Genomic DNA, 26,467 nt, shown 5'->3' with positions numbered 1-26,467 from the left:
ATATGATTCATCAATTATGTTACGATGGCGTAATACCTATTTTTAAATAGGTCAAATTTCAGGAGTGATAAGCATGTTAAAACAACATGAAGAGTTTATTCAAAATCTTATAAAGAAGATAAAAGATGACGAACGATTTGTAGGTGTACTTGCTGGGGGGTCAATGAGAACTAATACGATGGATCAGTTTAGCGATCTTGATTTGATTCTTGTCTATGATCCAACCTTTAAAACGGACATTATGATGAATAGACTGCAAATCGTTGGTGAATTTGGTCACCTTTTATCCGGGTTTACTGGTGAACATGTAGGTGAGCCACGGTTACTCATTGGCTTGTACCATGGCCCTCTTCATGTTGATTTTAAATTTGTAACAATCGAAGAAATAAAGGATGGAGTAGAAAAGCCTGTTGTGGTATGGCAACGGAATTCCTCTTTGGAACAGCTTCTGAATGAAATCAAGTTTTCTTATCCTTCCCCTGATCTTCAATGGATTGAAGACCGTTTCTGGGTTTGGATACATTATGGTGCTACTAAACTCGGCAGAGGAGAGTTATTCGAAGTCATCAGTCTTCTTTCATTTGTTAGAGAGGCTGTTATTGGTCCATTAATTTTAATGCAACACAATTCACTTCCAAATGGGGTACGGAAAATTGAAAGACATGCCCCTGAACTTATCGAGGAACTGGGAAAAACAATTGCTCTTCATGAAAAAGAAAGTTGCTATAACGCGATTAAGCATACGATATCATTATATGTAAATCTAAGACGAGGATATGAAAGCGATATACAAATAAAATCTGAGGCACAACAAGTATCCATTAAGTATTTAGAAAAGGTATACGAAGAAATGTAACGATAGTTCTATCGAATAATCGATAAATATTCGTTCAATATAAGAATAGCGGCAGATATACCCAACGCTGCGTTTCAATCAGAATCGTAGTTCCATCGTGTATGTGCTAGACTGCTTTTATCCATTTCCTTGTCCTCCTTGATCTTGATGATGCGGCCCTCTAACCGGCTATCATCTTATCATGATGTTCAAGGGATTTTTACTCATAGCTATAAGCCTTCCTGAACCCCCGGTCGAACCGGGGGTTTTCTTATACAAAAAAGCCGCCAACATCGTGGCGGCTTACAGGCTGAAACTTCACTTTACCATTTTAAGAACATATCTCAATCCAAATCCAAAACCCTCAGAAAGGATCCTTCGTTCTCATTGGTTGGGGGAGCTGACTTTTCAAGCTTTTTGGCCTTTTCCTCCACCCGCTTCATGAGCCTTTCACTGAATTCCAGTGATGGCTTATATGACCCGTTATAACCGATACCGAGCAGCGCCTTGTCATATCGAGAGAAAGTCATCAAAGCTATTTCCCCATCTTCGCCTTTGATATCAAGTGAAATCGTCGGATCATTGTCGCTGTAGCCTTGGCCGTTATATGCAACCGACTTGATTGGACCGTGAACAACGTTATATTTCTCCGCCAGTTTCTTCGCCAGCGCAACATATTCCTGCGGGTTTTTATCAAGTGCCGGATCAAAAGCTACTGAAACCTTTTTATCTAGCGTTCTACCGTGGACAATGTCAAATAATTCTCCTGTTACCGAATCCACAGAGAAAGAATAACTACGCTTACCGTTCACGAGCACATCAGCGTACCATCTCGAACGGGGGAGACTTTCGGCTGGCTGCTCGTAGCCCATTTCAATCACCTGACCCTCCAGGTTCAGACCGAATACTTCCCACAAGGCCCGTGCGCCAATTTCCGCCGCCTCTTCTTTTGGCATGTCCTTGCTGGTCGGCTTCTGGTTGCGGTAATATTCAAGATCAATGGCTCCTATCTTGTAATTCGCTTTTTGGTAGCCTTTCGGCAAGCTGTTTGGCACCGCTTGGGATGATCCGGCTGCATAATTCGAATAACTTGTAGGGATCGTATTTGTTTTTTTGAATTCCGTCGCCGTCGCTGCCTGTGTGAATCCCTGGAACAATAGTGTGCTGGCCCCAATAACCGCTGTAGCCGCTAATATGGTTTTTTTAAATTTTTTTCTTTCCGATCTGTTTGTTTTCATCTGAATTCACTCCTCCATCGTTTTGGTTTGTGATCACAATAAGCAGTATAGAATAGCCAAATTATAGAACCATCACCAAGTCATTATGAAGTTGTAAAAATTACTTTGACTGTCGTTCCTTCCCCGGGATGGCTCGTAAACGCAAGCTCCGCGCGGTGACGCAAGACGATCTGTTGACAGATGGCCAAGCCTAATCCGGCGCCGCCGTCCCTGCGGTTTCGTGATTTCTCTCCGCGATAAAAAGGTTCTGTAATATGCCGGAGTATTTCAGCGCTCATCCCTTTTCCGTTATCCTGGATATAAACCGTCTTCTTTCCGGCCTCTATGGCGGCACGCACTACGATATGTCCGCCCGTGCTGCATGCCTTTATCGCATTGTCAATCAGATTGACAAACAGACTTTGCAGCAAGCAGGCGTCTCCCCACACAGCATCTATTTCACAAATAAACTCGATTTGTATATCTTTTTCCGTAATTTTACTATGCAGTGTCTGTTGGACAGATCGAAAGAGACCGGTTACATTCTGTGCTTCCCAGCCAATCTCATCGTTTTTAAGATTCGCCAATTCGAGTAATTGATAGGACATCGTCTGCATACGCCGGCTTTCCGACATGATATAGCTGATCGCGGACAGCCTCTCGTCCTCAGTCAGGGCAGCCTTTTGCATATATTCGGCGTATCCATAGATTGCGGTCAAGGGTGTACGGAGTTCATGGGCAAAATTATCAATAAACTGCTGCTTTTTGTCCGCGGCGTCGATAAGCTCCGTCATTTGACGCTGGATTTCATACGCCATATGATTGAAGCTTTGTGCCATTTCGGACAGCTCATCACGCCCGGATACCGGAAGCCTGGTTTCATATGCACCCGCTGCGATATTACGGGAGGTTTGGGAAATCTGCGACAGTGGCTTGAATATTCGATTAAGTAATAACATAAGACCAAGCGCAAGCAGACAGGAAAGAATAAATCCTGCGAAAAACAGCACGTTTTTCATATGTTTCCATGCGGTGATGGCATCTGTCGCATCATAAAGATAGACCATGGTATAGGAATCATATGGCGCAGGAAGCTTCCCCGAAACAATGACATAGGAATGGCCACCTGTTTTTTGCATCGCAACCAAACGATTTCCGTCCTTCGGCGGCTCCAAAAAACGGCTCGGCAATACCATTTCCAGCCGATTGGAGTAGGCAAGCTGTTCGCCCTTGTAAAGCGCCAGCTTAACCTTCTGATCCCCGGACAGATAACTGTAGGGTTGGAGCAGAGAAGCCAATGAGCCCTCAATATGAACTCCGCGGCTCTCCACTGCACGAAAATCCTTTATAAGCGCAGACGTAATAAAATAATGTTCGCCCAAACTTCTTTCTTCTGCTCGATGAACCGTATCTTTGAATGAAGCGACAGAAATGATAAATATCCCGAGATTGAAGGAGAACAGAAAAAGCACAAGCGTCGTTAAAAAGGTTCTATATTTCATCGGCTTACCTCCAAGCGGTAACCCAGCTTATAGACGGTTTTGATCACGTTCTCCCAACCTAATTTTTTCCTCAGTCTTTGGATATGAACATCAATCGTCCGGGTTTCGCCTTCATAATCATGGCCCCACACGAGCTCCAGAAGCCGCTCCCTGGACAATGCAATATTGCGGTTGTTTACAAGCACTTCCAGCAACTCATATTCTTTCGGTGTGCATTCCACAAGCTCTCCCTTATAAAATACCTGACGGCCATCAAAATCAATCCTCACCTCTCCCGCTTCAAAGCATTTTTTATTTTTTTGGGTTCGCCGCAGCACCGCTTCGACACGAGCCAATAGCTCCAGCATTTCAAAGGGCTTGGTCAAATAATCGTCAGCCCCCATGGAAAAGCCTGTTATTCGATCCGATAAGCTGTTACGTGCCGTTAAGAAAATGGTGGGAGTGCCATGTACTTCTTTAAACACTTCAAACCCGTCAAATTCAGGCAGCATCACATCCAAAATGATCAGATCATAGTTATGGCATTGTATTTCAGAAATCGCAGCTTCACCATCCAAAACCGAAGTGCACTGATGCCCCACAAGCTGCAAATTTCGTTTAATCAATTCATTGATTGATACTTCATCCTCAACTATTAAAATCGCTGCCACAATTATTCCCCCCTCCCCCTACTTCTACAATCATATTATTATTGTTTTGTAATAGAGTTGTAAAAGCGAATCTAAAAAAAGCACCATCCGCCCACTCGGAGGTGCCAAACTAAATATTGATGGTTAGTGCCTCATCTTATGCGAACCGATCGGATTCATATTGTTCCCGAGATAATTCCCATTCCCTCCACTGATAAAGGCTATAGCCCCCGCCAACCAATAGATATTCGATGATCAATAACTTACCCGTAGCTGCCTCTATGTTGGTACACCAACATGCCCTCCTATGGACCCAGCATTAGATATCCTAAAAAAGTGTAGATAAAATAAGAGAATAACGCAAGCACATTGCAGGCTATAAATAGCAGGTCCTTGTTCGAGTCTGTTATTCCATAGGAACGTATGGATAGCGCAATCCCGAATGGTGGAAGAAAGACAGTGGACAGAAGTCCGTAATAGTGAAACCAGTGCCCGTCGCGGACAAATAAAATCTCAATTGTGAATAAGAGGATAGGCAGAATAAACGTCCATGCTGAGATTTTACGCATAATGGGAACTCTCCATTTCAATGTCATGTCATCTCTACGCCTTGTTCCGTGATAAGGAAAAACCCAGATCGCAATCTGGGTTTTTCGGTTTCGTTTTCTATATTTTAACATCTAACATTCCCTTTGGTAAACCGAATGGCCTCCCTTGAACGTCTCCACAATGCGAAGACTTCCCTCTTCCTTCTCCAACACCACGAAGTCGGCCTGCGCCCCTCTCTTTAATCCATAATGGTCTGCTTTCCCCATGGCCTGCGCTGGCAGCGTTGAAGCCATGTCCCAAGCTTCAGGAAACGTGCACAGCCCTGACTGAGCCAGCCGCCATACCGCATCGGCAAGCATCATGGCCGAACCGGCCAACAGCTCGGGCTTGCGGGCGAGATGCAATCGGCCTTCGGGTGTTAATACGACATTGCCGCCGATATGGGTCTCGTATTCGCCTGGCGGCATACCGCTTAAATAGACGGCATCGCTGACTAGCAGCGCTTTGGAGGACTTGGCGCGGAGCATCACTTTGATGACCGAGTCCGGCAGATGGTACCCATCCGCGATGATCCCGGCCCACAGCTGATCTTGCGCAAGCTGCTCCCATATATAATTCGGATGGCGCGGCAGCGTCAGATGCGCGCCATTTCCAAGATGAGTGGACATCGTCGCTCCTGCTTCCACGGCTACTCGAATTTGCGCAGGCGTCGCGGCGGTATGCCCGATCGATACCGTGATTCCCGCCTCTATGCACGACCGGATAAAACTCGCAGCTTCCGGCCACTCTGGCGATAGCGTCACGATCCGAATCCGATTTCCCGATGCCGCCTGCCATCTTGAAAACAACGCCCAATCAGGCGCTTTGATGTACCGGGAATCATGGGCTCCCCTGGGCCCTTCTTCCGGAGAAAGGAAGGGGCCCTCCAAATGAATCCCGCCAATGGTTGAACCGACTGCTTCATCCTCCAGGCAAGCGGCGTCGATAACCCGCAGCAAATGTTCGATCTCTTCATCGCCATTGGTAATGACGGTTGGGTAGTAAAGCGTTATACCCTTTTCCCATAAACGCCGGGTTGCCTGGATAACCGTCTCCGTTGTGAGCGGCAAGGAGTTGAAATCATGGCCGTACCCGCCGTTAATCTGAAGATCAACAAGTCCGGGAGCGATCCAGGCGTCCTCGTCACCATCGTGCGGAAGCATCTGCTCGATCCGGCCGTCAGGAGTCCATGTTAGCTTTATCCGCTTACCTGTTGCGTAATGACGGCCCACACGAACAAGGGCATGGCTATCCATTCCGGATTTCCCCATACGACTCCCGGTCCACGTACAGCTTGCAATCCGCATGCCTTCGAAGAATGCTGGCAGGACAGGCCTCGTGTATATCGCCGTGCAGCGTCCTTTGTACCGCTGCCCGCTTGCTTGCACCCGGAACGACGCAGAACAGATGGGCACCTGACATTAACGCCGGAATGGTGAGCGTAAGGGCGTATTCCGGAACCTCCTCCAAGCTTGCGAAACAGCCGTCATTCACCTGCTGTCGGCGGCAATCCTCGTCCAGCTTCACCCGCTTTACCCATAACGGATCCGCAAAATCGGCAACGGGCGGATCGTTGAAGGCGATATGCCCGTTCTCGCCAATACCCAGGACCACCATATCGATCGGCGCAGCAGTAATCAATCCGCTGTATCTGTCGCACTCCGCCTCAGGATCATTCATGCCGTCGATCAAATGCACCTCTCCTGGAGATACCAGATCAAACAGCTGCCGAGACAAAAAGTTCCCGAACCGCTGCGGTGCCGACGGAGGAAGGCCGATGTATTCATCCATATGAAAAGCCGTGACCCTACTCCAGTCCAATCCTTCCGATTGAACCAGCGCCGCCAGGCATTCATTCTGGGATGGGGCAGCCGCAAAGACGATGCGAATGTGTTCTTTCTCTGCCAGAAGGCGCTGCATGGCCGCGCCGATATCGGCGGCCGCCGCTTTCCCCATCGCTTCGCGCTGGTCATAAACGCGGACCTTCAGTTGATCTTGAACGTCTTCAAGAACAGGCTTTATGCTGCGCTGAGACATCATAAAGTCACCTCCATCCCCTACAATACCGGTGTTTCGGTCTGCAGTTTGATTTCCTTGTGCTGCCGGGAAGCTTCGTATGTGCCAAGAATAATCTCCAATGAATGTCGGCCGTCCTTCCCGGTGACTACAGGCTCGCGGCCTTCGCGAACGGCAAGCGCCATATCTCGAATTTGCAGCCGGTGTCCGTCAGGTATAACTTTAAAGGGCTCGAACTCAGGCAGCTGAATCTGCTGGCCATCAATTTCAAGGGATACAATCGTATCCTCCTCAATGACAAGCGCGCCCTTCTCGCCATGGATGACCAGCCGCTGCCCTTTCCCGTCGCAGGCCGTCGTCGTGATCTCCAGCACGCCCAGCGCGCCGCTTTCAAATTCAAGCGCAGCGATAACGGTATCTTCGACTTCGATATTGCGCAGCACGGCTTTGGCTTTCGCGGACAAGGACGCAACAGGCCCAACGAGCCATTGCAGCATATCCACCGTGTGAATTCCCTGATTCATCATGGCCCCGCCGCCATCCATCGCCCAGGTCCCGCGCCAGCCTGCGCTGTCATAATAGGCTTGATCGCGGAACAGCATGACATACGCCGAGCATAAGCTAAGCTTCCCAAGCCGTCCTTCTTGAATGACCTGCCGGGCGTATCGGGCCTGCGGGGACATGCGCCTCGGAAAGACGGTTGCCAGCAGCACACCATTCTCCGCACATACCTCGATCATGCGCTCGACATCGTCAAGCTTGATCGCCATCGGCTTCTCCGCCAGCACATGTTTGCCCGCCCGGGCGACCATCGCCGTCTGCTCTGCGTGCATGCCGCTTGGCGTGCAGATGCAGACAACCTCCACATCCTCGCGTGCCAGCAGTTCTTCCAATGTATCGCAGATATCTCCTCCGTACTTTGCAGTCAGCTTGACCGCAGATTCCCGTTTCGTATCAAATACGGCGGCAAGCACGGCTTCCTCCGTGTTCAAAATGCCCTGTGCATGAATGTCGGCAATAATTCCGCAGCCGATAATTCCGAATCGAACCGGCAATGTTTCCTCCGTCATGTATCCTACGCCTCCTCGTTACGTTCAGTTTGCAGCGAAACCGCATGCTTTTCCCTTTTCCCGAATCAGGATCCGTGCTTCCTCATCGGCCGTTACCGTCGCCTCCGAGGCTTTGTAAATATCGTCATGCGTGATGAAGCCCGCTTCTCCCTCCACCCGGTTCAGAAAATCCTGCGAGAGGGAGAACGGCGGCTGCGCCAACGGCAAGGAGCGCAGCTCCTGATCGGTGATAACAAGCACAGCCTCATCACTCGAGAGCAACGGGTCTCCTTCCAGCCGAATTTCCACAATGCCTCTTGTCCCCGTAATGAATATCCGTCCGTCTCCCCATGTCCAGCAGCCTGCCGGTGTATGCCAATCCGCGTAAAGCTGCGCCGTTATGCCGCCAGCCATGAATACCTGCACGCCGGCCGTATCATAGAAGGTCGGATGTTCAGGCAGTATATTCTTCGCCAGATAACCGGATGTCGTCTCCACTTCCCGGCCCGTCAGCCACCGTAACAGGTCAAAATCGTGCACGAAGAGATCGTTGATGATGCCCCCGGATTGTGACTTGTCAAAGTGCCAGGCAGGTCGAGCTTCCGGATTCAGCCGATGCGGTTTACGCATCGAGATATGGACAATGTCCCCCAATTCACCCGCCCGGATCATCCGCTGAACGGTATGCAGGGAAGGACGAAAGCGCTCGGTGAGCATCATGCCTACCTCGATCCTTCCCCGCTCCAGAACGCCGCGCAGCCGGGTCAGCCCCGCCCGATCCGTCACGGCGGGCTTGTCGATCATGATTGGTTTGCCATGGAGCTCGCACAGCTCAATGACATCCATCTTCTGATAGTTAATGGCCGCGCAGCCGATAACACTCACTCCTTTATCGCTCAGCAGCGATTCCCGATCCCCCGTCAGTTCCAGGCCGTACCGGTGGGCAAGAGTACGGGCTAACGGCTTATTATCCGGTTCGTATACGCCTGCACATTCGTAGCCCAGGGCCAGCATCTCCTCGATAAACATGCCGATGTGGGCATGCTGACAGCCAATGATTCCAAATTTCCGCGCTTTCCCCGTCATCTTGTCGACACCTCCACAGCCTGCAGCCATTCCTTGATGACCGACAGATCATAAGCGAGCCGTTCCTTCGGCGGATAGGGTGCTGCGCATTCCAGCGTAAGCCAACCTGCGTACCGCTGTTCCCGAAGTCCCCTGAGCAGCCCGCCGTGATCCACTTCTCCCTCACCAAGACGGCACTGCAGGAAGAACTCTTCCCCGTGTCGGGTCAAATTCTTGAACGTTCCCGGCGCGCCCACTTGCCCGATCCGCCGTTCATCCTTAATGTGCACATGAAACAACCGGCTTCCGAGCTGCCGGACCGACGCTTCCCCAAATTCCGTGTCCGTGATGTACATATTCCCTGCATCATGAATCAGGCCAACCTGATCATCGCCGATCAAATCCAGCAACCGCAGTGCGCTGTCCGTTGTCTCCACCAGGCTCTGGTTGTGGATCTCCAGGACGATCCGTTTTCCCGCAGCCCGGGCTTCCTTCGCGCATTTCCGAATCCAGAAAGCCGCCTTGGCATAATGATAATCCTCCGCCAGGAAGGCATTCGGCCCACCCTGAAAGATCCGGATCATGCCTGCCTCCAACATCACCGCGCGTTCAAGCAGGCCCATAAACTGATCATAAGCCTCAGCGCATTCCGCATCTCCGCTTGTCGAGAAATATCCCATATAACCTGCCAATGCCGGAATCTCCAAGCCATGAACTTCCGCAACAGCCTTCATTTCGCGAACTCGCGGCAGCGAAGCTTCCGGACTTAAGTGCGGTTCGCGGCAGGCAATTTCGATTCCGTCGAAACCAAGCCCGGCCGTGATCGACATCGCTTCATGGATGCTGTAATCGATTAACGATCCGCTGAATGCCGCTATTTTCATCTTGTCTTTCATCCTTTCCTTCACAGACATGGCCCCTTCCCGGGCCGATGATAACACTCCATTATTTAATCCCGGCCATATTGTGGTTCTGCACAAAATATTTCTCGGCAAACAGGAATACCAGCAGAATTGGAACGAGACTGACCAGTGCGGCTGCGATCATAAGCTGTTCATTGCCGGTCCATTGGCCTGATAAGGAGAGAATGCCGATGGGCAGCGTATACTTCTCATTCGAGGTCAAATAAATGACAGGCGTCAAAATCTCGTTCCACTTGCCCATGAATGTAAAGATCGCCAGCGTCGCCAGCGTAGGCCTGGCCATCGGAATAAAGATCCGCAGATAAATCTGGAACGGATTGCAGCCCTCCATCTTGGCCGCCTCCTCGTACTCCTTAGGTATATTCATAAAAGCCTGCCGCATGAGAAAAATCCCAAATGGTTGAGCCAGCCATTCGATAATCCACAGCGGCGTAAGCGTATCCAGCATGTTCAGCTTATTAAAAATGATGAAATGCGGGATGATGATGACCACCGCCGGAATCATCATCGTTCCCAGCACCATTACGAACAGCGCGCTTTTCAGCGGAAAGCGCAGCCTTGCGAACGCATAACCGACCATCGAGCAGGAGATCAGTGCGCCGACGACGGACAATACGGCTACGAAGATGCTGTTTAACGTGTAGCCGCCAATATTCCCAAGCTGAAACACCTGCGCGTAGTTAGACCACTGGAATACCTCGGGAATCCAGCGGGGCGGAACGGTTGTATATTCCTTGTAGGTTTTCAATGAATTCATGAGCGCCGACAGAAACGGCACGATCATGATGAGCGAGCTGATCCCGATCAGCACGTAACCGATGCTTTTTCCCAGCAGCTTTCTTCTCATGTGAGGTTCCTCCTTCCTCCGATGCGGTTCCACATCTGCAGTTCCATCTTGACTGCTTGATCAGTCATAGTGCACCCACTTCTTCTGACCCCTGAGCTGTATCAGCGTCAACAGGAAGAGGATCATGAACAGCACCCAGGCAATGGCGGAAGCATACCCCATCCTCATAAACGTGAACCCTTCACGATATAAATACAGCATCATGACCAGACTGGAGTTATTCGGGCCTCCCGCCGAGCTGATGTCGCCTCTGCCGGTTAGTACATAAATCTGTTCAAATGCCTGGAAGGTTGAAATCGTGCTCATAATGACCACCAGGAACGTGGTCGGCGAGATCAACGGAACCGTAATGTAGCGGAATTTTCGCAGAGCTCCTGCGCCGTCGATCTCCGCGGCTTCATACAGATCCCCGGGAACGCTCTGCAGACCCGCCAGATAAATGACCATAATATAGCCGATCCCTTTCCAGACCGCGATGAAGACAAGCAGCGGAATGGCCAACTTCGGATCCTGCAGCCAGCCTTGCCCTTCCAGCCCCAGCTTGGCAAGCAGCGTGTTCGCCAGACCGAAGCGAGGGTTGAATATGGCGTCGGCGACGTACAGGATGACGGTCCATGAGGAGATCACCGGAATAAAATGGGCCATTCGAAACCATTTAAGCCCTTTCAAACGCTGGTTTAGCGCGACAGCCAGTACTAAAGCGAGAAAAGTCTGGAGCGGTACGAACAGAACCGCAAAATACAAGGTGTTCCACAGAGAACGCCAGAACATCGAATCCTCGGCCATGCGCCGGAAATTATCCAGTCCGCTCCACTCGGGCGGATTCAGCATATCGTAATCGGAAAAGCTGAAGTACAGGGATGCGGCGAGAGGACCTGCCACAAAGATGATAAAGTGGAGAAAATAGGGGGAGGCCATGAGCAGCCCCCATCTCCCCTCATGATCCCATTTCCGTTTTCGGGCGGGCTTTCCGTGCGGCATCGGATCGGCTTTGAGTGCTGCATTGTCGTTTAATGTATTGCCCATTTCACTCCCGCCTTTCTTCCACCCTTGTTTTATTTTTTATAAAAATCATCGAGAATTGATTGAACGGCAGCATCCGCTTCGCTGAGCGCTTGATCGATAGTTGCATCCCCAAGGAAGGCACGCTCCGCATGTTCGTTGAATTTGCCTACCCATTCTTCCCAGACCGCGTTATTGTCGAGTGTCTGTGCGAACTCCAGGCTATCCAGGAAGGCCTGGCGGTTAGCCGGCTGCTCTCCCGCCTTGAGGAACACTTCGGATTCCGCTACGGATTTTTTGACGGGCACGGCTTCACCCAGTTCAGTCCACTGCTTCTGCACATCGTCTTCCGTAGCCCAGTATTTAATCCACTCCCAGGCAGCCTCGGCTTTCTCGTCGCTCGACTTCTGATTAATCACCCATGAGTTGGCGATGACCGGGGACACTCGCTTGCCATCAGGTCCCTTCGGCAGCAGCGTCACATCGTAATTCAGGCCGGCTTCATTCGCTGCCTGCACCCGGGCATAGATGCCGATCCGCATGGCTGCAGATCCGCTTGGGAACACGGCGGTATTGCTCTGGAAGCTCTTCAGGTCGACCGGATCCGTAATGATGCCGCGCTGCATGCCGTCGACCATCCATTCGAACGCCTGCTTGTTCTCCGGCGAATTGATGATGGAGTTCTCCGCTTTCTCGTCAAGGACACCGCCGCCGTAGGATTTCATCACGGAGAACCAGCCTTCGGTAATGCTGAAGAACGTCAGCCCGAACTGATTCACGCTTGCAGCGTCAAACCCGCTGTCCTCGGCGGTTTTTCCACCGGCATCCACCGTCAGCTTGGCTGCCGACGATTTCAGGTCGTCCCAGGTCCATTCATCCGAAGGATACATTACGCCTGCTTTATCAAACAGCTCCTTGTTGTAAAACAGCACGCCGACCTGAATGCCCTGCGGCACGCCCCAATAGCGCCCGTCCGCGTCCTTATTAAAATCGAGGCCGTAGTACTCGTCGGCTTTCAGGTCTCTTGCGATCCAATCCGTCAGATCCTTAGCGGCGCCCCGCTGGGCGTATTTCATGACGTAGACGCCGTCGGACAGCCATACGTCCGGCGCTTGGCCGGCCGCGATTTGCGTATCCAGCTTCTGATAGAACTGCCCGTATGGCGCGCTTTGCGTCTTCACCTTAATGTTCGGATGCTGTTTTTCGAACTGCTCAATCAGCTCCTTCATCTTCGTATCGGAGCTGTCGCTGGAATAATACCCGAGCAGGATTTCTACCTTTTTCCCTTCATCGCCTCCGGTACCAGGTGTGGCAGTACCGCCCTTTCCTTCATCAGCATTGCTGCAACCGCTTACTATAACGGTTATCAGCAATAAGGCCGTTAACCAGCTGTAAAGCCCTTTTCTCTTTTTCACAAATCCTCGCCCCCTATTGTTTGAAATGGATTAATGCGATTGTAGTTGATAACGACCGAATGCGCCCATGTGCTTTCTTAGCCCACTTGTGATTTCTTGCTGCGGCATCATGTTTTTTTATTTACAACTTGTGTTTTTTTGCTACAATGTTCCTTACATTGATTGCCGACTGAAAGCCCACGGTTTTAATCGTGGGCTTTCAGTCGGCTTTGCCAGAACATCCCTTCATGGATGGGAAGGGCAAACACATAGCACGTGTGCGTGTGTGCTTTTCTTTTTGTTTAATCGTTTCAGTTGTGCGGTTGAACTGATAGAATTGTTTTATGGGACAAGAATATAGACGTACAGCTACGACGGTATCTCTCATTAACTATCATTTTGTTTTCTGCCCTCGTTATCGAAGAAAAGTGTTAGTAAAACAAGTGGAAATTCGATTCAAGGAGCTATTAGCTGAAATATGCCATCAGAATAACTGGATTATTGTGGAAATGGGAGTGATGCCCGATCATGTCCATCTGTTCCTGAACTGTCTTCCCACCGATTCTTCATCAGACGTTATGGCAAAAGTGAAAGAAGTGACCTCTCGAATATTAAGGCAGGAGTTTGAGCATCTTGCTCATTTGCCTAGTCTGTGGACACGTTCTTTTTTCGTTAGTACAGCTGGAAACGTATCAAGCGAAACCGTAAAGCGTTATGTTGAAGAACAAAAGAAAAAGGGGTGAACACATGCAAGTTTTAACCGTTAAGATACGCATATTTCCTGATCAACCAGCCATTCTAGGTCAATTGGGAAATGAGTACATTCGGGTAGTCAATCAACTAACCGAACGGGCTGAACAACTGGGGGCATTTCCGAAAATGACTACAAAAGATGTAGAAACCATTCTTCCGTCTGCGGTTTGTAATCAAGCGATTCGTGATGCCAAAAGTGTTTTCAGTAAAATCAAGAAACTTGGTGTTCGTCCCATTCTTAAAAAACCTGTATATTTCGTTAACAATCAAAACTACACGGTATCCGAAAATACAGTTGCTTTCCCTATCGTTGTAGATGAAAAGACGAAGAAAACAACGTTTCGTGCTACAGCGACTAGAAGAGATATGGAGCTGTTAAGAACAGCTAAACTTGGATTGATGCGTATCATTGAAAAGTCAGGGAAATGGTACGCTCAAATTTCGGTAGAAGTGCCAACAAGTGTAACAAGCAACGAAAACATCATGGGAATTGATCTTGGTTTAAAAGTTCCTGCTGTTTCTGTAACTTCTACAGGTAAAACCCGATTCTTTGGAAACGGCAGACAAAACAAGTACATACGAAGAAAGCATGAGCAACGTAGGCGTAAATTAGGAAAACTCAAAAAATTGTCTGCCATTCGTAAGCTAGGTCATAAAGAGCAACGTTGGATGAAAGATCAAAACCATAAGATTAGTCGGCAAATTGTCGATACAGCCACCCAGGAAGGTGTGTCAATCATCAAGCTTGAACGACTAGAGAATATTCGCAAGACGGCAAGAACAAGCCGCAAAAACGCAAAGAATCTGCATAGTTGGACATTCTATCAGCTTGGGCAATTCATCTTCTACAAAGCAAAGCTTGTCGGCATTAAGGTTGTGGAGGTAGATCCTGCCTACACTTCGCAATCTTGTCCTGCCTGTGGGGAGAAGAACAAACCAAAAGACAGAAGGTACGAATGCTCATGCGGATTCCACGCTCATCGTGATCGGGTTGGAGCGATCAATATCATGAATCAACCTGTGGCAGATGGTAACAGTCTGTCAGCCTAAGATGCTATATGCACTGTCTTAGGACGGGCTGATGAGACAGCCCTGAACTTGGGGGAACTACGGTTAGCAGAAATGCACGACCGACTACCACCCAAGAATCCCAATGATACCGAAGGTGTCAGCTTGCGGCTTTGCCGTGGGAGTCTCAAATTCCCTACTTCAATGCGGAAGGCGGAAGAGCGATGAACATCCAAGGCGTTTCCACCGGTAATCTGACCATTAACCAACGTTTGTTCGTTCTGATCATCCTATTCATTGGCCTCCCCTTCTTTCTGCTTGGCAGCTTCTGGTACCAGTCGTCTACCGATGCGATTGAACAGTTTGCCGCAGGCGCTAACAGGCGTATCATCGAGCAAACCAACGTCTCACTGGATTCGTACATATCCAATCTGGAGAATTCCACCTATCCCTTTATCCACAACCCGCAGATCCAGCAATTTCTCTCGACCACCCAGCTTACCCCCTATGCGTACTTTCAGCTTGCCAAAAAAGTCGAGGACGACTTGTTTGCCCAGATGATCTACGGCCGGTCCGATATTATCGGAATTTCGCTCGTCGCCGAGAACAAGAGACAAATCACCGATTACGAAAGCGCGCCGGGGCTGCTCGATATGAGTGAAATCCGCAAACGCAACCGGTCCTTTCAAGCGCAGCTGGATCAATTCAACGATTTTCAAATCATCGGCCTCAGCCGGGTAGGAAACACGCCAGCCCTTACCGTGGCCCGGAAGCTCTATGACAATTCTTCCTTTCTCTATAAAGGCTTATTGATTGTCGATCTCAATCTGAAGCAAATCGGAGCCATCTGCTCTAATGATTCGCTGGGCGGCTTTGATGTCTGGATCATGGGCAAGGATGGGCAGATGATCTACCACCCGGATCCGAGTCGGGTCGGAACCCAAGTCGAACCGGGGCTGTTAACGCATATTCAAAACCGGGACTCCTCCTTCTTCCGGCATCAAGACGCAGCTTCCAGCACCGAAAAGATGGTCCTGCATGAACGCTCGCAGATCACTGGCTGGACGGTCGTCGCCGACCTGCCGCTGAACAATCTCATCGGCGGTTTGATCACCCAGCGTAATTACTCGCTAGCGGCCGCAGCCATTCTCTTAATCATTGCATTGGCGCTTGTAGGCGGATTCTCCTTGTCCTTGACGAGAGCGCTATCCATGCTCCAGAAGTTGATGGCCCGCGTCGAGCGGGGTGATTTTGTGCTTCCTACCAAAATGAACCGGTTCCGCAACAATGAAATGACTGCCGTATTCCAGAGCTTTTACAGCATGACGGGAGAGCTGAAGCGGCTGATTCGGGAGGTCCAGGATTCCCAACTGAAGGAACGGGAGCTCATGATCAAGCAGAAGGAATCCGAGCTCCGCTCCATGCAGTCCCACATCAACCCGCATTTTTTGTACAATTCACTGGAGATTATTAATTCATATGCCATTGCGGACGATCATATGGAGATCAGTCGCATGACGCGGGCGCTGGCCCATATGTTCCGTTACAATATCGGCCATGCCGGGTCTGTCGTGCCGCTGCGGGAGGAGATGACGCATGTCCAGTATTATCTCGATCTTCAAAGCGCCCGTTTCCGCAGACTCCAGATTGATATGGATGTGAACGAACGGGACCTGGATCGCGTAAATGCCGTCAGACTGACGCTGCAGCCGATCGTAGAGAATGTGTTCATACACGGATACCGAGGCAAGAAGCCAAGCTACCTCGGGATAAGCACCCGTGCGGAGGCGGGCTATTTTGCCATCATGATCCGTGACAAGGGGATTGGCATGGCAGCGGAAACGCTGTGGCAGATCAGCAGCATCCTGCAAACCCGGGAGAAGCCGGGTGAAGGCATGCTGCGAAACGGCGGGGAGGAACCCACGAGCGGCATCGGGCTCTTGAACGTGCATCAAAGACTTCAGCTTACCTTCGGTGACGAGTATGGCCTGCATCTTGTGGAGTCCGTGCCCTTGGAAGGCACGATATTTGAGATTAGACTGCCGTATAGGACTAGCGAGGAGGGACACCATGTACCGGTTAATGATGATTGATGACGAATACGCCATTCATTTGAGTTTGCGAAAGCTTGTTGAGAGGTCCGGTCTTCAAATTGTGGTCACCGGCGAAGCCGAAGACGGGGTTGAAGCCCTGCAGATGCTAGAGAGCACCCGGCCAGATATTATCGTGACCGACATTTGCATGCCTGAAATGGATGGACTGGAATTTATCCGCTGTGTCCGGGAATCCCATCCACAGATGCATTTTATTATCCTCTCAGGCCACGACAACTTCGAATTTGCACGTCAGGCCCTGCGCTATGGCGTTTCGGATTTCCTGCTGAAGCCCATCGACCCGGCGCAGTTCCATACAACACTGGAACGTGCCTGCAGGGAGCTGGATAACCGGAAAGCGCGATTCTCCCGGCAGACGGAATGGACGCTTGCGCAGCAGCGCCATAAAGCCAGGCTCGCCCAGCTGCTGTATTCTGCCGATGAGCAGGGAGCATTGGAACAAATCCGCCAGATCATGGCTCTTTTTGAGACGAGGGGACCCGAAGAGGTGAGCTTATCAAGATATGCTCATATGCTGATGCAGGATCTGCTGGCTGCGCTTGAAGAACGCGGTTTGCTTCTTGCAATGGAGATCGGCGAGGATCAATGGCCACAGGATGACCCCATGGCCTGCCGCCGTCAAATCGAGGATAAGGTCAAGGAAATGCTGGCGCTGATTAAGGGTTCCCGAAATCTAGGGTCTCGCCACAATATTCAGAAAGCCAAGCGATACATTGAAGAGAATTACGCGATGGAGGATTTGTCCTTACAGGAGGTGGCTGATTCAGTGGGGATGTCGGTCACGTATCTAAGCCGTACCTTCAAGAGCGAAACGAATATGAACTTCGTGAAATACTTGGTGCAGGTTCGCATGGAAAAAGCGAGGGAATTGCTGGCGGAGTCTGAGCTTTCCGCCGAGGAAACGGCCTACCGCGTCGGCTTCTCGGACTATGTCCATTTCAGCAAGACGTTCAAAAAATTTCATGGCCTCACCCCTTCCGCTTACCGAAAGCAGTGCAAGGCCATGAATGGAGGATAGAGTTACCAGACGCTTATTCGGATTGCACACCATTCATCCATACTTTCGCTCTAGCAAGAAGCTGCTCAACGAACGCATTCTTCTCATCGGAATATCGGAGCAAGGTCCGGGTTCCTTGCAAAACGATACGCTGTTTGATCTCACTGTAACGCTCGGCTTCCACGGCATGTGCTCGCAAGTACTCCCGGATGATGATGTTATGATTCCAAATGTCGCCACGGTATAACACAATGTGAACATTATAGGCATGCTTACCTCTTTTGCGCAGGTATAAACGGCCGGGAATCCCGGCTTCGCCCAAGTCCTCGTAACCCATAGCGGTCAGTTTGGGGATGATTTCATTCGTATGCAACGCGTTCTCCACGCCCACCAGAATATCGATGATGGGTTTAGCCGTCATCCCCGGTACGGATGTACTTCCGAAATGTTCGATGGCGGACGTATAAGCGCCGATCTCCCTGATTAACGTCTGGTGTTCGTCGCAAAACCGATCCGCCCACTGCTTGTCGTAGGACTCCAAATGAATATCTTCATCAATCGTCATAAAGCTTCCTCCCTCCAATTTGGTGCGCATGTGCTTATGAAGCTGCCTCGAGCTAATAGTAGCGGGCCCCCATAAAAGAGCATAAGAACTGCTTCAGGTCATGTCATATATGACTCTATCATGCCCTTAATGGTTTCGGCCGGCAAGAGCCAATCTTCTATCGGTTAACGGAGAAGCGAGCCTCAGTATCGGCTTTCGGCTGCAGGTGCTAGAACCTGATTGGCATATCTGTCGGCCTCCGCCTGGAGGGTTTCATCGCTTACCCGCTCCACGTTATAGGTCGCGAAGGCCGGCAAATAACGGACTTTACACCGGTCCAACGTGGCTTGAATCGGACGCAGCAGCTCACTGACGGTGTACCAATTGTCCCCACCTGCCTGATACTCCTGTTCCGTGCCTGCTGCCGTCGTGGCCAGCATAAACTCCTTGCCCTTCAGACTGTTGCCTTCCGGTCCGAACGCCCAGCCGAAGGTCAGCACGTCATCGAACCATTTCTTCAACAGTGGCGGGCAGCTGTACCAGTAAAACGGGAACTGGAACACCACCCGATCATACTGAAGAAGAAGCTGCTGCTCGCGCTCGATATCGATATTCCAGTCCGGATACTCCTTGTAAAGATCCCGGATATCTACATTTCCATTCGCATACAGCCTGCTGTGCTGCATCAGCACTCGATTCGCACGCGAGTTGTCTAAATTCGGGTGAGCCACAATCACCATGATTTTCATATTCAGGTCTCTCCTGTCTCATTTGGTTTGTTTGACACCCCCATTATGTTTCGGATCGGCTTCGTTGAAAAGTACGCTCTTTTTATGTACTTAGTCGGTTTTAGCGTACCTATTCATCCCATGCATAGTACGATAAAACATACTAAGTACGAATAAGAATAGTACTGGGTTTAAACGGAATACTGTGCTACATTACTAACATCACATGAACAAAGACCGATGACACCCTTCCTATGGGAGATGAGAATATGAGAACAAGCGATCATGAACGGCCTAACACCGAAGGCATCCTGACAACGCTGCAATTAATCGGAGGCAAGTGGAAACCGCTGATTTTGTTTATACTGCTGCAGGACGGAACCAAACGGTTCGGGGAGCTCCGGCGGCTGCTTCCGGGCGTGACCCAAGGCATGCTCACAAATCAGCTCCGCGAACTGGAACAGGATGGGCTGGTCGTACGCAAGGTATATCAGGAGATTCCGCCCAAAGTAGAGTATTCCATCTCGGAGCACGGAAAGAGCTTGGGCAGCGTTCTGACCGACATGTGCACCTGGGGGTTTCAACATTTGGATTATGTCGAGAAGAACAACGGACAACAAGGTGAAAGTCATGGGAAAAACGCAGGCGGACTGTAAACGCAGGAAGCAAAACCCTTAATGCTCATGCTGGGCACTGCTCGCCTATACGAACGCATGCATTTACTCCCTGCTGTGCACCACGAATCCTAGTCTGCTATATTCCTCAATTTGCAATTGACCTCCATCCCCCTCGCGCACTCTTCGGCCGATCCTACTCAGATCGGCTTCATTTGTTAGGTCCCCTCTAAGCTGGTAGTTCTAACAGGGATCAGTTTTTACAAGACTCCGTTTTAAACCGCTAATCCCTCTCTTCCTATTTTTTGTGTCTGACGCAGATTAAATGTATCGCTCCTCTTGCTTCACTTCATCTATCACTATCTTAAAGCGCCATGTCATAGTTACCGTCGTTTGGAGAACGATTGCAAAAAATCTTTTCCAGGTATTGCATATTTATGTCGTTACGATATATATTTATATCGTAACGACATATTGTTGGAGGCGCTCATATGTATGAAATTTTTGTGTTGGGTGAATTGATGACCGGGGATAAACACGGGTATATGCTTCAAGAGATATTAAAAAATGCAGGGGGTCCTTACCGTCAGATTAGTTCCGGAACGTTATATCCCCTGCTCTCCCGGATGGTGGATCACGAGTGGATCCATCTTCGTCTGGACGAATCCGGCGGAGGCAAACGCCCCCGCAAAATCTACGGGATCACCGATTCCGGACGGAAGAAGTTTCTCGAGCTCATGGAGAACCCCCTGGAATACAACATGGATACGGAGCAGATATTCCATTTTAAAATGGTCTATTTCCGGTATGTTCCGAAGAAGGTTCGGCTCGATTGTCTAGAGCAGTATTTGATTTATCTGGAGACCAACCTGAAACATGTGACGGACTTTGAAGCGGAGATCACGTTTTATAAACCTGATCCTGAGAAACAGCGGCTTCAATTGCTGCGGGTACTCGATCACCGGAAGCAGATAGGAATGACGAATATCGAGTGGATCCGGAAAGAAATATCGACTGTTAAATCCGAAGAAGACTAGAGTCCAGATGTTTTCACATTGAGAAATTCGAAATAAGGAGGGATACAGGATGGAACGTTTATGGACGAAACCGTTTATTCAGATGACGGTCGGGATGTTATTTCTGTTTACGGGCTTCTATCTGCTGCTGCCCACGCTTCCGCTATATATCAAGCATTTAGGCGGCTCCGAATCCCAGGTGGGCTTGGCGGCCGGTGCGTTCACGCTGACGGCGGTCGTCTTTCGCCCGATGGTCGGGGGATTGGTGGACCGATACGGCAGAAGAGCTTTTTACGTTTGGGGTCTTATCTTCTTTGTTCTTTCGATGTATCTCTACGATTGGGTTGGCAGCATTCTGCTTCTGCTTGCGCTGCGGATCTTGCATGGCGCGAGCTGGGCTTTCTCGACAACCTCCATCGGAACGGTCATTACGGATTTAATCCCAACCTCCCGCCGCGGGGAAGGCATGGGCTGGTACGGTATGGCGATGACGGTTGCGATGGCCATCGGCCCCATGCTGGGTACTTTTATCGTCAGCGGGTATTCGTTTCGGACGTTGTTCCTTGTCGCTACCGGACTCTCTCTGATTGCCTTCATACTGGCCTACATGACCAGAGCCCCTTATCAAGCCAAACCGTCGGCAGGGCGAATTCAGTTAGTCGAGAAATCCGTTCTCCCTGTCACGGTCGCAATCTTTTTCCTGGCTGTCGCATACGGGGGGATCACGACCTTCCTCCCGCTGTTTGCCGAGTCCATCCGGGTCAATCCGGGAACCTTTTTCCTGGTGTACGCCGTCGCTCTTACCTTGATCAGACCCTTTGCCGGGAAGCTGTCGGACCGTTTCGGCGAAGCGGCTGTCATCATTCCGTCCCTTGTCGTGACGGCGGCGGCTCTGATCGTCTTAAGTATGTCAAACGGATTGACCGGGCTGATTACGGCAGCCATTCTGTACGGTATCGGCTTCGGCTCGGCCCAGCCCGCGCTTCAAGCAGCGACCCTGCGCATTGCTCCGGAGAACCGGAGAGGAGCAGCCAACGCCTCGTTCATGACGGCATTCGATCTCGGCATCGGACTTGGCGCCATTATACTCGGCTTGGTTTCCGAGCGTATCGGCTATACGTATTTGTTCACGGTTACAGCAGCATCGGTAGTCGTTTCCTTAGTCATATTCACGATCTTTGTAAGAAGATTGCTTACGTCTGGCGTTACAGACAAGGAGTGAAGGCTTGCTGATTTACAACAAACATGCCCGCGGCCTTGGACTACCGCTGTCGCATTGGAGCGTTCTTTCGCATTAGAGCTTTCTTTCGCATTGGAGCGTTCTGCCTATCCGAAGCCCTTCTGCCGGGTTGACGGAGCCTTAGAAGCCTCCAAGTCTCAAGCCTCCGCTCCTGCCAACTTCGTAACCTCTGCGTCCGCTTCCGAATAGGCTAACGTATCTGATGTTAGATTGGAGCGATTGTACGTATGGCGCAATATGTACCCCCGGCAAGTATCCATACCCTTACGCATACGGCACCCAGTCTCGTGATTCATTATCCGCAAGTACACGGCCTCATGGATCCGGGGGCGGAAGAAGCCATCAACCGGGTCATTATTCTTCAAATCCAGGACATGCAGCGAGAACAGCAGCAGGTTCAGACCGGCACCAACCCGCAAACGACGGGCACCTTTGAGATCAAAACGAACGAGCGCGGCATTCTTAGCCTCGTGCTGACGAACTATACCTACTCCGAACATATGGCGCACGGGTATACGGTGACGAAAGGCCTGACCTTTGCCACGGCCACCGGAAAATCCTATGCCTTATCCGATCTGTTCCGCCCAGGCTCGGGCTATCAAGCCATCTTGGCCGTCGAGGTGAACCGTCAGATCAAGGAACGCGGCATTCCCGTGCTGGAGAACCGTCCGGTTACCGTTTCGCCGAACCAGGACTTCTATCTAGCGGATAAGTCACTGGTCATCTTCTATCCGCTATATGCCATCACCCCATACTATGTCGGCTTTCCGATGTTCCCAATATCGGTGTACGACCTTTTAGGCCTGGCAACCGAGAACGGATTGTTATCGGATCTTGCCGCGGACGTAGTGTAACGATCTACACTGCACTGAGATTAGATGTACAAAAAAACAAACCCGATTCCCTGGTACCTTACACCAGAGTTTCAGGTTTGTTTGTTATTATCTTATAATCCAGCTGCGCCGGTTACACCATGATTTTGCAAATATCGTTCGTGAATTCCACCGGATCGGCAATCGGCAAGCCTTCGATCAGCAGCGCCTGATTGTACAGCAGATTCGTGTAAAGCTTCAGCTTATCCTCATCCGCTTGCTGAGCTTTCAGAGATTTAAACACCTCATGATTCGTGTTAATCTCCAGCACCTTGTCGGCTTGGATATCCTGTCCGTTCGGCATCGCCTTCAGGATTTTCTCCATCTCAATCGAGACATCACCTTCCGTGGACAGGCATACCGGATGGGATTTCAATCGTTTGGAAGCTTTAACGGATTTCACCTTGCCGGCCAAGAGGCTGCCCATGGCTTCAAACAGTTCCTTATTGTCGTTCTCTTCGGCTTCATTCTCCTGTTTGTCCGCCTCGGAATCGAGGCCAAGATCGCCGCTGGATACCGACTTGAATTCCTTCTCCTTGTATTTCATGAGCATCTTGATCGCAAACTCATCAACATCATCGGTGAAGTACAGGATTTCATAACCTTTATCGAGCACCATTTCCGTCTGCGGGAGCTTCTCGATCCGGTCGATGGAATCACCGGAAGCATAATAAATATACTTCTGATCCTCCGGCATTCTCGATACGTACTCATCCAGCGAAACCAGCTTCTTCTCCTTGGAGGAAGTGAACAGCAGCAGATCCTGAAGATCTTCCTTGTTCATGCCATAATCGTTGTAGACGCCGAATTTCAGACCTCTGCCGAAGGAGGCGAAGAACTTCTCATAGTTGTCTCGTTCGTCCTTCATCATGCCCTGCAGCGCGCTTTTCACTTTGCTCTTGATGTTCTTCGCGATCAGCGTCAACTGACGATCATGCTGGAGCATCTCGCGGGAGATGTTCAGCGACAGATCCTCGGAATCGACCATCCCTTTCACGAAGCTGAAGTAATCCGGCAGAAGGTCGCCGCATTTGTCCATGATCAGGACGCCGTTGGAATACAGCTCAAGCCCTTTCTCGTATTCCTTGGTGTAATAATCGAATGGCGTATTCTCGGGAATGAACAAAATCGCGTTGTATACAACAGCGCCGTCCGCTTTGACATGAATGTGCTTGAGCGGTTTATCGAAGCCGTAGCGCTTCTCATTGTAGAAATTCTCGTAATCCGCGTCGGTCAGCTCGCTTTTATTCTTGCGCCAGATCGGCACCATGCTGTTGATGGTCTGCTCTTCCTGAACTTCTTCGAACTCATTCTCGGCATCTTCTTTCGGACGCTGCGTTTTCACATCCATCTTGATCGGATAACGGATGAAGTCCGAGTACTTCTTGATGATCGCTCTTAGACGATATTCTTCCAAATACTCGTCATACTGATCGTCTTCCGTGTTCTCTTTGATCTTAAGCACGATCTCGGTTCCGACAGAATCCTTCTCGGCCGGCGTAATGGTATATCCATCCGCGCCTTCCGATTCCCACTTGAATGCTTCGTCGCTGCCGAGGGCTCTGCTGGTCACGGTAACGACATCGGCAACCATGAAAGCCGAATAGAAGCCAACGCCGAACTGGCCGATAATGTTGTGGCCGTCCTTCGCTTCGTTCTCACTCTTGAATGCAAGGGAACCGCTCTTCGCAATGATGCCGAGGTTGTTCTCGAGGTCTTCCTTTGTCATCCCGATCCCCGTGTCGGTAATGGTCAGCGTACGGTTTGCTTTATCTGCGGTAATCTTAACGTAGTAATCTTCTTTGTTAAAGGTCAAGTTGTCGTCGGTCAGCGCTTTATAGTAAATCTTGTCGATCGCGTCGCTGGCATTTGAAATCAGCTCACGCAGAAAAATTTCACGCTGCGTATAGATGGAGTTGATCATCATCTCGAGCAGCCGTTTGGACTCAGCTTTAAACTGTTTTTTCGCCATGAAAAAATCTCCCTTCCAATCTGAACGAGGTTTCTTTTAGCACTCTTTACAGCAGAGTGCTAACACTTCTTCTATTTAAACATGTACCAATTTTTGATGTCAATATGTTTAAAGACTTTCCCTCGAACAAATACGGGTTCAACCTGTAACTGTGAAGCCGACGCCGTAAGATGAATATGAAAACAGCATGCTGCAATCAGCAAAAAGGCCGCCTAAAAGGGAATTCCCCTTTTAGACGGCCCTTCATTCATGGCTCGATACCGCTGTTTAATCTCTTGGATAAGACCGGACGAATCCACCATACGTAATACAGGCCGCATAGGAGCAGCACGCCGGCCGTGGCCAGAAAGGGGAGCCGATAATCCTGCCTGGCCAGGATCAGTCCGGCAACAAAAGTTGCCCCGGACGAGCCTAAACTCCGAAATACCGACCGCATGCCAGCATACAGATTACGTTCCTTCTCATTGAAAGCCGACATCAGCAGACTGTCCAGCAGATTGGACAGCATGGTCACGCCACCGCCCCGCAGCAGAAACAGCCCGACAAACAGCCATACGGGGAGAATCATGTATAGAGCGGCAAACAGCAACATATTAACGATAAATACCGAGATAATGGCCGTGTTATAACCGAACCGCTCCATGACGTACGGTGTCATCAATGAGCATATAAACAGAAGGATCGCGCCGATGGCAAGAATTAAAGATACCTGGTCATCCATCCAATCCAGGCGGAACTTCACGATGACGTTCAAGAATGAGCCAGTCATGGCGATACAGCCACCGAGCAGCGCCGTAAACACGGCGAACAGCCATAAGGTCCCGGACGACAGAGGCCCCGTTAACCTGGATATTCCCTTAGAAGATGAAACCGTCGGCGCTTCCTCATCCAAGTCCCTGCGCTCAGAAGGCAGCCAGAACGCCCGGATGACGCCATGAAGCACAAGCACCAGCCCGGTCAGCAGAAGGGACACTTCATAGCCCCTGCTTCCTTCAAATCCCTTCGAGATATATCCGGCAGCCAGCGTTCCGAGACCCGTGAAAGCCGTAAAGACGGCAAACATCAAGGAAAATGCACGGGCCTCCTCCTTACGGGAACGGCAATAATGGAAGAGAAGCTGAATCTCCGTCGTTTCCACCAGCGTCAAGCCGGTAGACACCAATATTTGAGCGGCATAGAACCACAGCAAATCATCGCTGACAGCAAACAGCACATTGCCTGCGGCGATAAAGAATACGCCGGTAACCAGCAGTTTTTTCCTTCCGGTCCGGTTGGCGAGCAGAGATACCGGAATGGCGAGCACGCCCATAATCAGAATGCCCATCGACACCAACGCGCCGATTTCGTCCTCCCTTAGCCCCCGAAAAAGCAGATGCAGATTCAGGACGAGTGTATAGAGGCCGATTCCAATGCCATAGAAGGCCTCGCTTATAAGGAAGCGGCGCACCCCCGTAGACAGCTGCAGCAGGTCTTTGATGTAAAAGGACATGTTATTCCCCTTCTCCAGAAAATCCGATCACGATCTGAAATGAAATCAGTCGG

24 protein-coding genes are annotated in these 26,467 nt (G+C 50.3%); 9 read left to right on the top strand and 15 right to left on the bottom strand.

The window, feature by feature from the left end:
- Positions 1–73: 73 nt before the first annotated feature.
- Complete coding sequence (locus NYE54_RS06895; protein WP_339271038.1) at positions 74–856, top strand: nucleotidyltransferase domain-containing protein; 783 nt, start codon at positions 74–76, stop codon at positions 854–856.
- 323 nt (positions 857–1,179) lie between these two features.
- Here the strand turns inward: NYE54_RS06895 and NYE54_RS06890 are convergent, their stop codons facing one another.
- The 11 genes from NYE54_RS06890 to NYE54_RS06840 form a co-directional block, all read right to left on the bottom strand.
- Positions 1,180–2,073 carry a hypothetical protein gene (locus tag NYE54_RS06890; protein ID WP_339271036.1) on the bottom strand — a complete coding sequence of 298 codons (894 nt, stop codon included), beginning with the start codon at positions 2,071–2,073 and terminating at the stop codon, positions 1,180–1,182.
- Between the two features lie 83 nt (positions 2,074–2,156).
- On the bottom strand, positions 2,157–3,554 hold the full coding sequence (locus NYE54_RS06885) for a HAMP domain-containing sensor histidine kinase (RefSeq protein ID WP_339271035.1): 1,398 nt from the start codon (positions 3,552–3,554) through the stop codon (positions 2,157–2,159).
- Positions 3,551–4,204, bottom strand: a complete 654-nt coding sequence (locus NYE54_RS06880; protein WP_339271033.1) for a response regulator transcription factor — start codon at positions 4,202–4,204, stop codon at positions 3,551–3,553. Before NYE54_RS06880 ends, NYE54_RS06885 begins: the two co-directional genes overlap by 4 nt.
- A 659-nt stretch (positions 4,205–4,863) precedes the next feature.
- Positions 4,864–6,027 (bottom strand): amidohydrolase family protein, encoded by a 1,164-nt coding sequence (locus tag NYE54_RS06875; protein WP_339271031.1) that lies wholly within the window; start codon positions 6,025–6,027, stop codon positions 4,864–4,866.
- Positions 6,020–6,811 (bottom strand): glucosamine-6-phosphate deaminase, encoded by a 792-nt coding sequence (locus NYE54_RS06870; protein WP_339271029.1) that lies wholly within the window; start codon positions 6,809–6,811, stop codon positions 6,020–6,022. The genes NYE54_RS06875 and NYE54_RS06870 overlap by 8 nt, the downstream gene beginning before the upstream one ends.
- Positions 6,812–6,828: 17 nt before the next feature.
- Positions 6,829–7,857 (bottom strand): Gfo/Idh/MocA family oxidoreductase, encoded by a 1,029-nt coding sequence (locus NYE54_RS06865; protein ID WP_339271027.1) that lies wholly within the window; start codon positions 7,855–7,857, stop codon positions 6,829–6,831.
- Between the two features lie 24 nt (positions 7,858–7,881).
- Positions 7,882–8,922, bottom strand: coding sequence for a Gfo/Idh/MocA family oxidoreductase (locus NYE54_RS06860; protein ID WP_339271025.1), 1,041 nt, complete (start codon positions 8,920–8,922; stop codon positions 7,882–7,884).
- Complete coding sequence (locus tag NYE54_RS06855) at positions 8,919–9,785, bottom strand: sugar phosphate isomerase/epimerase (protein ID WP_339273408.1); 867 nt, start codon at positions 9,783–9,785, stop codon at positions 8,919–8,921. The genes NYE54_RS06860 and NYE54_RS06855 overlap by 4 nt, the downstream gene beginning before the upstream one ends.
- A 61-nt stretch (positions 9,786–9,846) precedes the next feature.
- Complete coding sequence (locus tag NYE54_RS06850; RefSeq protein ID WP_076322856.1) at positions 9,847–10,671, bottom strand: carbohydrate ABC transporter permease; 825 nt, start codon at positions 10,669–10,671, stop codon at positions 9,847–9,849.
- A 60-nt stretch (positions 10,672–10,731) separates the two neighbouring features.
- Complete coding sequence (locus NYE54_RS06845) at positions 10,732–11,697, bottom strand: sugar ABC transporter permease (RefSeq protein WP_215163803.1); 966 nt, start codon at positions 11,695–11,697, stop codon at positions 10,732–10,734.
- Between the two features lie 29 nt (positions 11,698–11,726).
- Positions 11,727–13,088, bottom strand: coding sequence for a sugar ABC transporter substrate-binding protein (locus tag NYE54_RS06840; RefSeq protein ID WP_339271022.1), 1,362 nt, complete (start codon positions 13,086–13,088; stop codon positions 11,727–11,729).
- A gap of 323 nt (positions 13,089–13,411) precedes the next feature.
- Here NYE54_RS06840 and tnpA point away from each other — a divergent pair, with 323 nt between their 5' ends.
- The 4 genes from tnpA (at position 13,412) to NYE54_RS06820 (ending at position 17,960) form a co-directional block, all read left to right on the top strand.
- Positions 13,412–13,810 (top strand): IS200/IS605 family transposase, encoded by a 399-nt coding sequence (tnpA, locus tag NYE54_RS06835; RefSeq protein WP_339271020.1) that lies wholly within the window; start codon positions 13,412–13,414, stop codon positions 13,808–13,810.
- Between the two features lie 4 nt (positions 13,811–13,814).
- On the top strand, positions 13,815–14,870 hold the full coding sequence (locus NYE54_RS06830) for a transposase (RefSeq protein ID WP_339271018.1): 1,056 nt from the start codon (positions 13,815–13,817) through the stop codon (positions 14,868–14,870).
- A 182-nt stretch (positions 14,871–15,052) separates the two neighbouring features.
- Positions 15,053–16,921: a histidine kinase gene (locus tag NYE54_RS06825; RefSeq protein ID WP_339271016.1), complete on the top strand. Its 1,869-nt coding sequence runs from the start codon at positions 15,053–15,055 to the stop codon at positions 16,919–16,921.
- Positions 16,899–17,960: a response regulator gene (locus tag NYE54_RS06820; protein WP_339271014.1), complete on the top strand. Its 1,062-nt coding sequence runs from the start codon at positions 16,899–16,901 to the stop codon at positions 17,958–17,960. Before NYE54_RS06825 ends, NYE54_RS06820 begins: the two co-directional genes overlap by 23 nt.
- 13 nt (positions 17,961–17,973) lie before the next feature.
- On the opposite strand, the gene NYE54_RS06815 is transcribed toward NYE54_RS06820, so the two are convergent.
- The gene (locus NYE54_RS06815; protein ID WP_339271013.1) at positions 17,974–18,504 is read right to left on the bottom strand and encodes a GrpB family protein; all 531 of its coding nucleotides are present in this window, start codon (positions 18,502–18,504) and stop codon (positions 17,974–17,976) included.
- Between the two features lie 182 nt (positions 18,505–18,686).
- Positions 18,687–19,232, bottom strand: coding sequence for an NAD(P)H-dependent oxidoreductase (locus tag NYE54_RS06810; protein ID WP_339271011.1), 546 nt, complete (start codon positions 19,230–19,232; stop codon positions 18,687–18,689).
- A 248-nt stretch (positions 19,233–19,480) separates the two neighbouring features.
- On the opposite strand from NYE54_RS06810, the gene NYE54_RS06805 reads away from it, so the two are divergent.
- From NYE54_RS06805 to NYE54_RS06790, 4 genes are all read left to right on the top strand, one after another.
- A complete protein-coding gene (locus NYE54_RS06805) occupies positions 19,481–19,867 on the top strand; it encodes a helix-turn-helix domain-containing protein (RefSeq protein WP_076322847.1) in 387 nt (128 codons plus the stop codon).
- 449 nt (positions 19,868–20,316) lie between these two features.
- Complete coding sequence (locus NYE54_RS06800) at positions 20,317–20,862, top strand: PadR family transcriptional regulator (protein ID WP_076322846.1); 546 nt, start codon at positions 20,317–20,319, stop codon at positions 20,860–20,862.
- A 49-nt stretch (positions 20,863–20,911) separates the two neighbouring features.
- Positions 20,912–22,063: an MFS transporter gene (locus NYE54_RS06795; RefSeq protein ID WP_339271009.1), complete on the top strand. Its 1,152-nt coding sequence runs from the start codon at positions 20,912–20,914 to the stop codon at positions 22,061–22,063.
- A 245-nt stretch (positions 22,064–22,308) separates the two neighbouring features.
- Positions 22,309–22,935 (top strand): DUF3298 domain-containing protein, encoded by a 627-nt coding sequence (locus NYE54_RS06790; protein WP_339271007.1) that lies wholly within the window; start codon positions 22,309–22,311, stop codon positions 22,933–22,935.
- Positions 22,936–23,047: 112 nt separating this feature from the next.
- Here the strand turns inward: NYE54_RS06790 and htpG are convergent, their stop codons facing one another.
- Positions 23,048–24,925 (bottom strand): molecular chaperone HtpG, encoded by a 1,878-nt coding sequence (gene htpG / locus NYE54_RS06785; protein WP_339271005.1) that lies wholly within the window; start codon positions 24,923–24,925, stop codon positions 23,048–23,050.
- A 247-nt stretch (positions 24,926–25,172) separates the two neighbouring features.
- Positions 25,173–26,414, bottom strand: a complete 1,242-nt coding sequence (locus NYE54_RS06780) for an MFS transporter (RefSeq protein ID WP_339271003.1) — start codon at positions 26,412–26,414, stop codon at positions 25,173–25,175.
- Positions 26,415–26,467 lie beyond the last annotated feature (53 nt).

Source organism: Paenibacillus sp. FSL K6-1330 (assembly GCF_037976825.1).
GTDB lineage: Bacteria > Bacillota > Bacilli > Paenibacillales > Paenibacillaceae > Paenibacillus_AQ.
Note: the sequence above shows the minus strand (reverse complement) of the source record. Positions and strands in the feature narration are given on the sequence as shown.